The organism is Alteromonas sp. ABH4_452 (genome assembly GCF_056311825.1).
This window is the reverse complement of sequence record NZ_CM149973.1, coordinates 1,049,531-1,063,621: the sequence shown is the minus strand read 5'-3', so window position 1 is coordinate 1,063,621 and position 14,091 is coordinate 1,049,531. Positions and strand designations below refer to the sequence as shown.

The following is a 14,091-nucleotide window of genomic DNA, read 5'->3' as shown; positions in this document are numbered from 1 at the left end:
TGTACAAAAAGACAGTATATTATCAATAGCGTTTAATTACACTACCTCGTTTTGATAATTAACGAGATTGATTGGTCCTCACTCTTTTGCATGAATGGCTTAAGTTAAAACGCGTGTTTTTTTACAGAACGTTGCCAGAATAAAAGTACTAAACAAAAAGCGGCGACACACCAACATTGATGTGTCGCCGCTCAATTATGTAAACGCCAAAACAAGTATCAAAATTGCCCCAGCAGTTTTACTTAATTCACTCTGCCTAACCAATACATTACCCGAGATGTTGCCATCATCACTTCTAGGCTTCCCTCAGCAGACTTTCTCGCGTGTAGAGAGTGGCTGCGGGCCGGACCAATCAACGCAGGGCTTTTCCAAATACTGATGCCTTCAACCGTCATTTCGCTGAGTTCAGAAGCACCGTAGTAACTCCAATCATTGTCATGCGCCGTTGTCACAAGAAGTGTCTGTTCAGTAGCGGTTGCTGGATTGGCTACCATGTCTACAATAACCTTATTTATCGAAACTTCCGATGTCTTGGTCAAACTGGTGTCAGCTACATCATACATAACTAGAGATTGGTTCTGATTATAACAGGCCAGTTCAGCGGCAGCGTCACTATCAGCATTAATAAAGGTAAGGCGCGCGCAAGAAATATCGGCGCTTGCTTGAATAGAGAAACCTGATGTTGTTGGTTTGAGTAATTGCGTTATGTCGTCGCCTTGAGAAAGCGCCACGTACACATTGCCATTGATCGCGGCAATATCAAAATCACGGAAATATTGAGGCATGGTGTAAGTGGCCAACATAACTTGATTATTCACGTCGACCGCTTTTAATGTGCGACCATCAACATACACTGCATCATCGAAACCATCGTTATTGAAGTCGAATGCCTTGATAACTGAAACATCATTTGAATAATCGCCTGTAATCTCATATTGAATAGAGAAATCATTTAATCGCATTGCAGCGAATGCGCCATCATAGGTTTCTGCACTAGGTAGGAATAAATCACCAGCACCGTCATTGTTGTAATCGGTAGTTACAGCAACACTAGAGTTATCCCAGTTAGAAGAAATCTCTTCACTAGTAATGTAATTCCCTGTGTTCTCCATTAGTAAGACCTTAGAGCCGTCATAACCACTACCCGTGCTTGGCACGAAGAAAACAGCACGTTCGTCACCAGGGTACAAATCTGCCCACCCAGCCGCACTAAAGCTATCTAGTTGATATGTGGTTGCCGACGTTTTTATTGTTGCAGAAGTGGCTGTGACATCTGCCGTTACGAGTAAATTTTCACCAGAATGTGTAGTACCGGTGCCCCATAACAGTTCGTTAAGGCCATCATTGTCGGCATCGCCAAGGGTCAGCGAGGTCGAACCATGATCAACCATATCAACGCTAAATACTGAAGTGAGCGTGTTACTAGACAGCTTCATGGCGTGGACATTGCCCCATTGGCAGTCCCCTACAAGCAATACAGGATCACTATCGTCAGTCAGTTTTCCTGCGCTAATGTCGCAAGTATTAAAATTCTCAACACTCGTAATTTGAGACTTGTCTTGTGCTGAGTACACATAGATGTAAGACCAACTGTCAGCTCCTACAATTTCATCAATACCGTCGCCATTTATATCGGCAACGGCAATGTGATGACTACCAAATCCTGAGTTCAGAAACCATTGGTTTTCACCAGAATCAAGGTCATAGACCAAACCAGAATTAGTAACCAGCTCTAACTGAGTGTCGGAATCTACATTACCCAGAGCAATTTCATAGGTATCTTCGGCGGTAAACGTAAATAAAGGTGTTTCGGACGAACTAAGGTCTACCACCACAATATCACTGGCTTCGCCGTAATCACGTGGTGAGTATAGGTAGGCCAATTCATCGTCACCATCATTATCTATGTCACCGAGAACGGCACTATGTATGTAGTTGTCGGTAGTTAAAAGCGTTGTTGCCGTTTCGTCAATGTCGGTAACAACGGATACGCCGTGTTCAGATATCACTAGAATATCGGGGTAATCGTCGTTATCAAAATCGGTACTGAGGACTTGTTTTACTGTTCCACCTTGCTCGATTTTATAGGGGTACATCCAAGTTTGGTTGTAGATGCCGTTTTGATAAGACAGTAAAAATACGCGATTTGCAGAATCGGTGGAGAGAACTTCATTGTCACCGTCGTGGTCGAAATCACCCACTACCATTGAATTGTTCAGTTTAGGCACTTCAATACCCGAGCGAGCTAACTCTTGAACGTCATTATTAGTCACTGAGACATCAGTTTTGACTACTTCGGCACCTTCTTCACCCGTTGAAAAACCAAATTCGTAAAGTTGGGTTTTAAACAACTGATTACTCGGCGCTTGCCAAGAAATCAATCCATCTTCGTTAATGGTAGCGCCTGAAGGCGCTGACACTAAGGTCGGAACCCCTTGATTGTCGCCAAGATCAGGGTCAGACACAATTGCACTAAATTCGATATATTCGCCAGGAGACACCGATTCAGGTAAGTTTTCGAACGCTACTTGTGCCGGTGCATCCGCAAGAGTGATTGAAGTGCGACCTGACTCTACAGTGTTAGCGCTATCAGAGACGACCATTGACACTTCTACCACATCGTTAAATACAGCGCGGTAGGCTGGAAAGGTATCTCCAGTAACGTCTTCTACTAAAACACCGTTGAGATACCAGCGATAACTGACAGATAAATCTTCGTAATCTGTATCGCTATCATTATAATAACCAGGGCTAACAGTAATGGGTGTCGTCGTGTCCACGTTGTCCCAGGTATAAAAATCAGGTGCATAGACTGTGGGTGGCATGGACATGTCAGCGATAGCGACAAGTGATCTGTCTGCAAGGTTACCACTAATTAAATCATGGCCATCAATTATAAATGTACCTAGGTCGTAGGTACCGTCGTTATCTGTATCTTCTAAATAACGAATAGTGCTTTGTTCGAAAAGTAAGGTTGCAGTTTTATCACCCGCTACTACTACTTCGCCATCGTACATGTATGGCCATAAATACTCAGGGGCCTCTGCTTCGACAGCTAGTTTACCTTTAGAGCCAACATAGAAGTCTAATTCAGCATGGTTAAGGCTTTCATTGGGCGAATAGGATATGTCGTAATTCCCCGTTAATTTATATTGCTCTGCGCCTATAGTGAACGCGACATGTTGACTGGTATCTACGTAATAGCTACTGTTAGTTTCGTTGAAGCCCTCATCGATTGAGACGACGCCAGACAAAGTATAGGGTACACCTTCGATAGTCCATGTCAGACTGTCGAAATACATACTGTATTTCGCAGCGCTATCTGACACGCTTTCAATGGCAATAGCCGTCGACCCAGAAATAGCAACGCCATTGCTATACAACCAACAATTTTGGTAATTCATGGCGATGGTACCTGTCAAGGTATCGGATACTTTGCCGTCATAAGCAACACTACCACCTTGATCACAGGCATAAGTTTTCTTAATCGAGCCACCGTTCACATCATCAGAAAAGTCCTGTTCTGCCAGTTCTGGGACTGTCATAACTGAATCATTAAACAATAAATTGAACGCTTCTTGGACCAGCTCTATGTCCACTTCCGCATTGACTGTTTTGCCTTGGTATTGGGCGTTTGCAATTGCCTTTGCTGCAGTGTTGAGGCGCGATGGAGTGTAGTCTTTAGCGTTTTTGATGATTGATGATGAAGAAACCGGAGTGGAGCCTCCGTTATCCGACACATCAGAGTCCGAACCTCCGCCTCCACATGCGGCTAGGGATAACGCGATTATACTGAAGGTCCCGAGGCGTACACTGCGTGTCATAACTCTTCCTTGATGTTTTATTGTTTATATTAGAATTTTATGAGATGTAAATTTAACCTAAATACAAATGTGGAGCAACGAAATATGGGTAGAGCTAACAAAGTGCTAAAATATTAACGCCTGTTCATGGCTTGTTCGTAAAGATAACGCTCCCTTTAAGTGGTGTCGCCCATGAAGCATCCCCGACAAGTTACATTAGGTTAGCTGTGCAGATTCGACGTAAAATCTCCATCTATCAGATACAAAAAAGCGCTGTCGATGAGTATAAAACAGCGCTTTTATAACTTAAGCCAACGAGAGATTAAGCATTACAAAATTTGGTTTTGCTTCCACTCGTTTAATTTTTTCTGGCGGGCTTCTTCTTTTTCCATACGTGACTTTTTACGATCGCACGGTTCTGGACAGTCACAGGCTTTTTCGATACCTAGTGCCCCTAAGCCGCCACAGCTTCCAGAGATTGATTTTTTCTGAAATAGGTAGCCAACGGCCATAGCTAGTACCATTGTTAGAAAGAAACCAAAAGCAAGAATGAATGTAGACATAGCTACCCCCTAATTATGAACTGTGACCAGTTTATCAAATTCTGGCGACGCATACTCTTCAAATCCGTCTTCTGTGCGACGAATGAGGAATACAGCAAGTTGCTCTTGCTCCGCAACCGCTATTGCTTGTTCCCATCCCATCACATTAAATGCCGTAGCCAAACCGTCTGACGTCATAGATGAAGGGTGAACAACGGTGGCCGACACCAAGTTATGTGAGATAGGTTTACCGGTAGTCGGGTCTATTAGGTGCGAATAACGAACACCGTCTTCTTCGTAATAATTACGATAGTCACCCGATGTAGCGACCGCGTTTTCACCTATTGAGACAACTTTTTGAACTGCGCGTTCCGTAGTAACCGGCTTTTCAATGGCAATCAGCCATTCACTGCCGTCTCCTCGCTCGCCTTTTACGCGCATTTCCCCACCTATTTCCACAAGGTAGTTTTCTATACGGTGCTTTTCAAGGATCTCTGCCACTTCGTCAACGCCAAAACCTTTAGCAATAGTCGACAGGTCGACGTATAGCATAGGATGGCTTTTCTTTAAGCCTGTAGGCGTCGTTGAAAGCTTCTTGTACCCAACATATTGACGAATATCGTCGATGTCTGTCTGACTTGGTACTTTTTCAGGGCGCTTAGTCGGGCCAAACCCCCACAAATTAACCAATGGACCAACGGTAACATCAAGCACACCACCACTAAGATTTGCCAAGCGTAATGCCTCGTTAACTACGGTTAGCGTATCTGGCGATACGGCGAAATTGTCGGTGTAGCGATATTGATTGAACCTTGATAGTTCTGACGTTGGGTCGTAAGTAGACATCATCTTGTTAACCTCAACAAGACGGGCATCTATTTCAGCTTGTAAGCCTTCTACCGGCGTTTCAGCTACAAGGTATTTTACATTGTAGGTTGTGCCCATTGTTTGCCCTTGAAGGTGCACTACAGGCGTTTTTTCGTCGCTACAGCTTGCAAGTACAAGAATACCAATAGCAACAAAAGCGAGAAAAATTCGAATACCGAATCGGATCACGATGTTGTCCTTAGCTAATTTGCACATTTTTCACTAACAATGTGCATTATGCGTTTTGCTTCAACAAAAAAGGGGCTTGCGCCCCTTTTAATATGCTTGAGTTTTTAAGCGAGTAGCTCTTAAATCAAACCCTTAGCCACCGAAGTCATCTAGCATGATGTTTTCGTCCTCAACACCTAAATCTTTAAGCATGTTGATTACGGCCGCGTTCATCATAGGTGGTCCACACATGTAGAACTCACAGTCTTCTGGTGCAGGGTGATCTTTCAAGTAGTTCTCTAGAAGTACTTGGTGAATGAACCCTGTGTAACCTTCCCAGTTGTCCTCTGGTTGAGGATCAGAAAGTGCTACGTGCCACTCGAAGTTATCGTTTTCTGCTGCTAGCTCGTCAAAGTCTTCTGTATAGAACATTTCACGAAGTGAACGTGCACCGTACCAGAAGCTCATCTTACGCTTAGACTTAAGGCGACGAAGCTGATCGAAGATGTGTGAACGCATTGGGGCCATACCAGCACCACCACCTACGAATACCATTTCGTTTTCAGTTTCTTTCGCGAAGAATTCACCGAATGGACCAGAGATAGTCGCTTTGTCACCTTCTTTCAGGCTCCAAATGTACGATGACATTTTACCCGCAGGTAGGCTTAAGTTATTAGGTGGCGGCGTAGCGATACGCACGTTCAACATAATAATGCCTTCTTCTTCTGGGTAGTTCGCCATTGAGTAAGCACGAATCGTCTCTTCGTCTACTTTAGACTCGATGTCGAAGAAGCCAAAACGCTCCCAGTCACCGCGGTATTCTTCAGGAATATCGAACTCTTTGTACTTAACGTGGTGCGCTGGCGCTTCAATCTGAATATAACCACCTGCACGGAAAGGTACGCTTTCACCGTTAGGAATTTTAAGCTTAAGTTCTTTGATGAAGGTTGCTTTGTTATCGTTAGAGATAACTTCACAATCCCATTTCTTAACACCAAATACTGACTCTTCTAGCTCGATTTCCATGTCTTGCTTAATAGCAACCTGGCATGAAAGACGGCAGCCTTCGCGTGCTTCACCTTTAGTGATGTGGTCTAGTTCAGTTGGAAGAATTTCACCACCACCTGAGTGTACATCTACACGACACTGACCACATGAGCCACCGCCACCACACGCAGAAGATACGAAGTATCCTGCATCAGCTAGAGCACCAAGTAATTTACCACCTGGCTCTGTTTTGATTGCTTTGTCTGGGTCACCGTTGATAGTGATAGTAACATCACCGCTTGGTACCAATTTAGACTTGGCAAACATGATAATAAATACCAGCGCTAGAACGATGGCAATGAACATGCCTACGCCTAGATATATTTCTACATTATTCATTTATATGCTCCCGAGCTTTCTTACAGCTGAATACCAGTGAATGACTGGAAGCCTAGTGCCATTAGACCCGCGATCATAAATACAGAACCTAGACCACGAACACCATCTGGCATATCAGCATACTTAAGCTTTTCACGTACTGCCGCAAGCAACACAATTGCTATTGCCCAGCCAATACCACTTCCTACGCCGTAAACAACACTTTCGGTCAGGTTATATTCACGCTGTACTGCGAACGCTACACCACCGAAGATTGCACAGTTAACGGTAATAAGCGGAAGGAAGATACCTAGTGCGTTATAAAGCGCAGGGAAGAACTTATCTAAGCTCATCTCTAGGATCTGTACCAATGCCGCAATAACACCGATAAAGGTTAGGAAGTTAAGGAAGCTTAAGTCAGCTTCAGGGAAACCTGCCCATGCTAATGCGCCTGGAGCAAGAATGTTTACATAAATAATTTGGTTAACCGGAACCGAGATACCTAGTACCACGATAACAGCAACACCAAGACCCATAGCAGTTTTTACTTTCTTAGATACCGCAAGGAAGGTACACATACCTAAGAAAAGTGATAACGCCATGTTCTCAACGAAAATTGAGCGAACAAATAACGACAAATAATGTTCCATGACTTACTCCTTAGGCTCTACTTGCTCAGGACGGATAGTACGGATAACCCAAATCATACCGCCGATTAAGAAGAATGAGCTGAATGGTAGGATTAACAAACCGTTACCCTGATACCAGCCACCGTTTTGAACCAGTGGAAGGATTTCGAAACCTAAAATAGTACCGAAACCAAATAGCTCTTTAATTGTACCAATAACAATTAGAATGAAAGAGTAACCCAAGCCATTACCAATACCATCAAGGAAGCTCATCAGAGGTGGGCTCTTCATGGCGTAAGCTTCAGCACGACCCATTACGATACAGTTAGTAATAATCAGACCAACGAATACCGACAGCTGCTTCGATATTTCATACGAATACGCTTTCAGAATTTGGTCAACCACGATTACCAACGATGCAATGATGGTCATCTGGATAATAATTCGAACGCTAGATGGAATCTGGTTACGAATTAGTGAAATAAACAAGTTTGAGAACGCTACAACGCTTGTAAGCGCAAGCGACATTACCAATGCTGTTTCCAGCTTAGTGGTAATTGCCAGTGCTGAACAGATACCCAATACCTGTAGGGCGATCGGGTTGTTGTCCAGGATTGGCCCAAAGAGGGCCTTTTTCATTTCTTTAGTATCTGCCATGAGACTTCCCTTATGAACGCCATGCTTGGTTCTTCAGGAACTGGCCGAAGCCTTGCTCGCCTACCCAGTAACGAATAGTGTTTTCAACACCGTTGCTGGTTAGGGTTGCACCTGAAAGCGCATCGATAGTGTGAGGATTGCTAGGGTTAGCATTTTTCACTACGCGAATAGCAACTTCGCCATTCTCGTAAAGCTCTTTGCCGTCCCATTTGTCCTGCCAAGCAGGGTTTTGCACTTCACCACCTAGTCCTGGCGTTTCTTTTTGCTGATAGTAAATAAGCTCGCGAACCGTTTGGCCGTCTGCGTCTACCGCTAAGAAACCGTACATAAGATCCCAAAGGCCGCTGCCGTGAACAGGAAGGATGATACGAGAAACATCACCTGCGTCGTCGCGAACTAAGTAAACACTTGCCACGTTAGGGCGGCGCTGGAAACCAACATTGCTGTTAGTTACCTTTGTGCTGTACTCAGTTTCTTTGGCTGCTTTATACATGTCGTAATCTGGCTTAGGCGCTTCTACGAAAGTACCTTCGTCAAGATTAACAAAACGCTGTTCTACTCGCTCGCTGTACGTGCTTTCAATTGCGCTATTGCTCATGCCCATTTCATAAAGGCCTGCAGCATTAAGAATGTTGCTCTTTTTATCTAGAGCTGCGTTTGTTTGTTGTAGAGAACGAAGGCCAACAGCCGCGCCAGAAACAACAATTGAACAAACTAAACATACGGCAACAACAATACCTACCGTTTTGCCTAAAGATTCTTTCTTAGCCGACACGTGCTACCCTCCGCTTGATATTGCTTTGTGCGACGAAATAGTCGAACAGTGGCGCCCACAAGTTAGCAAATAGAATTGCTAGCATTACACCTTCAGGGAAGGCTGGGTTTAGGACGCGGATTAGTACCGTCATGAAACCAATGAAGATACCGTAAGCCCACTTACCTTGGTTAGTGAACGACGCAGAAACTGGGTCTGTCGCCATAAAGAACATACCAAAAGCAAGACCACCAACAACAAAGTGCCAATGTGCAGGCATTGCAAACATAGGGTTAGTATCGCTGCCGATTAGGTTTAGCAAAGTTGCGAAGAAGGCAACACCAATTGCTACACCAGCAACAATGCGCCAGCTTGCTATACGCATGTACATGATGAACAAGCCACCAAGAATAATAGCAAGGGTAGACACCTCACCCGCAGAACCTGAGATAGTACCGATGAAGCTGTTCATCCACTGATCCATGTTCGCGTAATCAAGGTTGCCAGAAGCCGCTTGGCTTAGAGACGTTGCACCAGAATAGCCATCTGCCGCTACCCATACTTGGTCACCTGAAATTTGTGCAGGATACGCAAAGTAAAGGAATGCACGACCAGACAATGCTGGGTTAAGGAAGTTACGACCTGTACCACCGAATACTTCTTTAGCAATTACAACACCAAAGGTAATACCTAGTGCTACTTGCCATAGAGGAATAGTAGCTGGAAGTGTTAGTGCGAACAGTACCGATGTAACGAAGAAACCTTCGTTAACTTCGTGCTTGCGCACAGACGCGAACAATACTTCCCAGAAACCACCTACCGCGAACGTTACCGCGTAGATTGGCAGCCAGAAACATGCGCCATAGAAGAATAGACCTAGTGTTCCCGCATTTGCCAAGTCACCGCCAAGGGCAGCGAATAGACCTGCTTGCCATGTGTCAGGCAGCGTTCCTGCGCCAGCAGCAATAGCTTCTTGCGCTTGGAAACCAATGTTATACATGCCGAAGAACATAGCTGGGAATGTTGCCATCCATACCATGATCATGATGCGCTTAAGGTCAATGCTGTCACGCACGTGCGTGTTAGCTTTATTTACTTTACCTGGGGTGTAGAAAATGGTCGCCGCAGCTTCGTAAAGCGCATACCACTTTTCATGCTTACCACCTGGTTCGAAGTTTGGTTCGATCTTTTCTAAATACGCTTTTAAACCCATGACTTAACCCTCTTTCTCTATCGTGGTCAAACAGTCGCGTAAGATAGGAGCGTAGTTGTATTTGCCAGGGCATACATAAGTACACAATGCCAAATCTTCTTCGTCCAACTCTAAGCAACCCAACGTCTGAGCACCGTCAGTATCACCAGAAATCAGGTCCCTAAGCAGAAGCGTAGGAATGATATCTAGGGGCATAACGCGTTCGTAATTACCAATTGGAACCATAGAACGTTCAGAACCATTGGTAGTTGTTGTCATATCAAATTTCTTGCTGCCACTTAGGTGACCTAAGTAAGCACGAGTCACTGAGTGTTGGTTTGAACCAGGTAGGATCCAACCGAACAATTTCTTCTCGCGACCTTCTTTTAGTAGTGAAACTTGGGTGTGGAAACGACCAAGGAAGCCGTGAACGCCCATAGCTGTCGTACCGCTAAGTACAGAACCAGAGATAACACGTACTTCACCGTCTACTTGCTCGCTAGCAGTAAGCTCGGTCAAGTCTGCGCCCATTACGGTGCGCACTAGGCGTGGGTTTGTTGCAGCAGGACCTGCAAGTGAGATAACACGGCGGTTATCTAGCTCGCCAGAGGTCAGCAATGCACCAATCGCCATAACGTCTTGGTAATTAATGTGCCAAACCGTTTTGTTCATGCCGGCTGAATCAAGGAAGTGGATATGAGTACCCGGTAGGCCCGCAGGGTGAGGACCGCCAAACTCTTCAACATCAACTGCCGCATCGCCAGTAGCAACAGAAGCACCTGCCGCTTTACAAACGTAAGTCTTGCCGCCGCTCAATTGCGTTAGCGCTTTAAGACCATTTACGAAATCGTCTTGGCGCTCAGCAATAATCACAGCAGGATCTGCTGCAAGTGGATTAGTATCCATTGCTGTAACGAAAATTGAGTTTGGTACAGAGTCTAGCTGAGGCGATTTGCTGAATGGACGTGTGCGTAACGCTGTCCACATGCCTGACTCTACAAGGATTGACTGAAGCTGCTCACGTGTTGCGCTCGCGATCTGGTCAGCTGCAATTTTATCAAATGTTACGGCATCGCTGCCGTTCATTTTGATAACTACAGACTGAAGAACACGTTTTGCACCACGGTTAACCTCTACCACTTCACCCGCAGCTGGAGCAGTGAATTTAACGCCAGGGTTCTTTTTGTCTTCAAAAAGAACCTGACCTTTCTTCACTACATCGCCAACTTGGACGTGCATGGTAGGGCGCATACCCACATATTCTTCTCCCAGAATGGCAACGCGCGTTGCAGCAGATGCATCAGCAATCTCCTGCTTTGGCGCTCCCTCAATTGGGAGGTCGAGACCTTTCTTGATTTTTATCATATGTAATTGCACTACTCTAATAGAAATACCCTTTTGCATGACCGCAGAAAACCTGCCTGTCAGCATGCAAAAACGCACTATTAACAGGTGTTAGACACCTTTTTTGTTGATTGATGGAACTTGCTGCAATTGCTACGGTCAGCCTGTTATGAAGCCGTAACGCATAATTCCTTTAGCGGACGCTTTGTTCGTCCTTTCTATATAGACCACCAGCAGAAATTTACACTTATTATTGTTGTTGTGTAGCTGCAATCGCCACTGCTGTTTTGGTAGAGGCAGAAAAGACCCCTACTTAATTTCGGGATTTTAGCATTAACCCATACGTTTGTGCCACGCTATTTCAAGATAAAGGCAAATTTTTCTACAATTTAATGTAAACCTTTGGTCTTATTCATTTACAATTTTTTCGATGACACCCTATATCGGCTTGTAATTCGGTACAAAAAAGCCGTCAAATCAGACGGCTTTTGCACGAATTGCATTAAGTTAATTAATGGTAAGTTTAGGCTTTACCACTTAACCAATGGGTCAACTTCACTGTCGTAATCAACGCTGTCAATGTCAAAACCAAACAGCTTTAGGAACTCATGGTGGTAACCTTTGTAGTCACTTAAGTCATGAAAGTTCTCTTGTGTCACTTGGTCCCATAGCGCTTTAATCTTCGCTTGAGTAGCGTCATTTGTTTCTTTGCCGTCCATGCGATAGCGATTTGCTTCATCTAACGTAGGCGTATTGCCAAACAGGCACTGTGTGAACAAACCATGAATCTGTTCAATACAGCCTTCGTGTGTGCCCTCTTCTTTCATCACTTTGTAAATAAGTGAAATATAAAGCGGCATTACGGGAATGGCAGAACTTGCTTGCGTCACGAGCGCTTTTAGTGAGCTTACGTTTGCTTGTACAAGCAAGTCACTGTTTTTGCCAATAATAGCAGCTGCAGCGCGATCAAGGTCTTCTTTTGCTTTGCCGATAGTAGCTTGACCGTAGATAGGCCATGTAAGCTCTTTACCAATGTAGGTATAGGCAGTGGTTTTGCAGCCTTCTGCTAGCACATCAGCATCGCGTAAAAAGTCCATCCAACGTTCCCAATCTTCGCCACCCATCACTTTAATGGTGTTGAGGATTTCATCGTCATTGGCGGGCTCAAGCGCCACTTCATGCACTTTGTCTTTATCTGTATCGTAAGTTTTTGTGGTGTATGCCTCGCCTACTGGCTTAAGCGTCGACTTGTAGGTCACACCGGTTTCCGGGTCGGTTCTGCGAGGAGACGCAAGGCTATAAATAACCAAGTCAACCTTACCCATTTCAGCTTTGATTTTTTCAATGGTTTCATTTTTGATTTCATCAGAAAATGCGTCGCCATTAATAGTGTCTGCATACAAGCCTTTTGCTTTAGCTTTTTCATGGAATGCTGCAGTGTTGTACCAACCAGCAGTCCCCGTTTTGCGTTCCGTTGGCGCTTTTTCAAAGCAAACACCTAATGTTTTTGCGCCATAACCAAAGGCAGATGTGATGCGTGACGCTAATCCGTAGCCTGTTGAGCTACCAATAACCAGTACATTTTTAGGGCCTTCGCCTAAGTCACCTTTTGCTTCTACATAAGCAATTTGTTCATCAACCGCTTTAGCACAGCCTACCGGGTGCGCGTTTGTACAAATGAAGCCTCTCACTTTAGGCTTGATAACCATAATAATTTTCCTTATTTGAGCGTGGGGCTATTGTAATGCCGAAGCCACTGATAACAACTCGGAGCAGATGGGACCCTGCTAACCTTTAATACGCTTTTGCCAGCATATCGCATACATGCATTCTCACCAACAAAACATAGTAGCATCACATATTTAGATTTAAACAAGCGACACGTAAACGCGTTCAGATTATAAGTGTGCTGTTCGTTTACAAACTAAGCGTTAGAAAAGTAAAAGGAATAGGCTAGAAGATAGAAAGGAATAAAAGATTAAACAAAGAAGAATACTTATATTCACAGGAGCACCACTGGGCACTCCTGTGAAGAAATCATTAACCTAGAACGTCAAGAAGTTCTACGTCAAAGATTAGGGTGCTGTAAGGTGCAATAGCTGCGCCAGCACCTTGCTCACCGTAAGCTAGGTCGTGTGGTACGTATAGACGATACTTTGAACCTGCTTTCATAAGTTGAAGTGCTTCAGTCCAACCTTTGATTACGCCGCCTACTGGGAATTCAGCTGGCTGACCACGCTCGTAAGAGCTATCAAACGTAGTACCGTTTATAAGCGTACCGTGGTAGTGAACACGTACTGTGCTAGAAGCATCTGGAGTCTCGCCGTCACCTTCAGTAACAACTTCATATTGAAGACCAGATTCAGTTACGGTTACTTCGTCACGCTTTGCGTTTTCTTCAAGGTACTTTGTGCCTTCTTCAATAACCGCTTTGCTTGCTTCTTCTTTAGCAGCTTGCATACGCTTGTGAATTTCGCCAAACGCATCACGTAGAGTGTCGTTATCAACCTGAGGTGCTTGACCTGCGAAGGCGTCTTTTAGGCCAGCTACAACAGCGTCAATCGCTAGTCCGTCGAAAGGATTTGATTGTAGTTGTTGACCCATTTGAAAACCAATGCCGTAACTTGCTTGGGTTTCTACTGTATTGAATGTATCAGTCACAAGAACTCCTGAAATTAAATTACAAATGCAGTACAAATTTCAAACAAAACGCTTAACGCGAGAATGTTTCTGCATTTTCCGGTGCAAGAGTGTACCACACCACAAAATA

11 protein-coding genes are annotated in these 14,091 nt (G+C 44.5%); all 11 read right to left on the bottom strand.

What is annotated here, in order from left to right:
- Positions 1 to 242: 242 nt before the first annotated feature.
- The 11 genes from ACYX4N_RS04585 to ACYX4N_RS04535 all read right to left on the bottom strand — a co-directional run bounded on the left by ACYX4N_RS04585 (position 243) and on the right by ACYX4N_RS04535 (position 13,982).
- Positions 243 to 3,824, bottom strand: a complete 3,582-nt coding sequence (locus ACYX4N_RS04585; protein ID WP_476055744.1) for an FG-GAP repeat domain-containing protein — start codon at positions 3,822 to 3,824, stop codon at positions 243 to 245.
- A gap of 308 nt (positions 3,825 to 4,132) precedes the next feature.
- Entirely contained in the window at positions 4,133 to 4,366 is a 234-nt protein-coding gene (nqrM, locus tag ACYX4N_RS04580) for a (Na+)-NQR maturation NqrM (RefSeq protein WP_014950791.1), read from the bottom strand.
- A gap of 9 nt (positions 4,367 to 4,375) precedes the next feature.
- Positions 4,376 to 5,401, bottom strand: coding sequence for an FAD:protein FMN transferase (locus ACYX4N_RS04575; RefSeq protein ID WP_476055743.1), 1,026 nt, complete (start codon positions 5,399 to 5,401; stop codon positions 4,376 to 4,378).
- Between the two features lie 132 nt (positions 5,402 to 5,533).
- Entirely contained in the window at positions 5,534 to 6,766 is a 1,233-nt protein-coding gene (gene nqrF / locus ACYX4N_RS04570) for an NADH:ubiquinone reductase (Na(+)-transporting) subunit F (protein WP_179984639.1), read from the bottom strand.
- Between the two features lie 20 nt (positions 6,767 to 6,786).
- On the bottom strand, positions 6,787 to 7,395 hold the full coding sequence (nqrE, locus tag ACYX4N_RS04565) for an NADH:ubiquinone reductase (Na(+)-transporting) subunit E (protein ID WP_015068138.1): 609 nt from the start codon (positions 7,393 to 7,395) through the stop codon (positions 6,787 to 6,789).
- A gap of 3 nt (positions 7,396 to 7,398) precedes the next feature.
- Positions 7,399 to 8,031 (bottom strand): NADH:ubiquinone reductase (Na(+)-transporting) subunit D, encoded by a 633-nt coding sequence (locus ACYX4N_RS04560; RefSeq protein WP_015068139.1) that lies wholly within the window; start codon positions 8,029 to 8,031, stop codon positions 7,399 to 7,401.
- A 10-nt stretch (positions 8,032 to 8,041) separates the two neighbouring features.
- Entirely contained in the window at positions 8,042 to 8,806 is a 765-nt protein-coding gene (locus tag ACYX4N_RS04555; RefSeq protein WP_014950796.1) for a Na(+)-translocating NADH-quinone reductase subunit C, read from the bottom strand.
- Positions 8,796 to 9,998: an NADH:ubiquinone reductase (Na(+)-transporting) subunit B gene (locus ACYX4N_RS04550; protein WP_014950797.1), complete on the bottom strand. Its 1,203-nt coding sequence runs from the start codon at positions 9,996 to 9,998 to the stop codon at positions 8,796 to 8,798. Before ACYX4N_RS04550 ends, ACYX4N_RS04555 begins: the two co-directional genes overlap by 11 nt.
- Positions 9,999 to 10,001: 3 nt before the next feature.
- Positions 10,002 to 11,342, bottom strand: a complete 1,341-nt coding sequence (locus ACYX4N_RS04545) for a Na(+)-translocating NADH-quinone reductase subunit A (RefSeq protein ID WP_476055742.1) — start codon at positions 11,340 to 11,342, stop codon at positions 10,002 to 10,004.
- A 509-nt stretch (positions 11,343 to 11,851) separates the two neighbouring features.
- Positions 11,852 to 13,030, bottom strand: coding sequence for an enoyl-ACP reductase FabV (gene fabV, locus ACYX4N_RS04540; RefSeq protein WP_476055741.1), 1,179 nt, complete (start codon positions 13,028 to 13,030; stop codon positions 11,852 to 11,854).
- Positions 13,031 to 13,361: 331 nt separating this feature from the next.
- Positions 13,362 to 13,982: an FKBP-type peptidyl-prolyl cis-trans isomerase gene (locus tag ACYX4N_RS04535; protein WP_015068144.1), complete on the bottom strand. Its 621-nt coding sequence runs from the start codon at positions 13,980 to 13,982 to the stop codon at positions 13,362 to 13,364.
- Between the last annotated feature and the right edge of the window lie 109 nt (positions 13,983 to 14,091).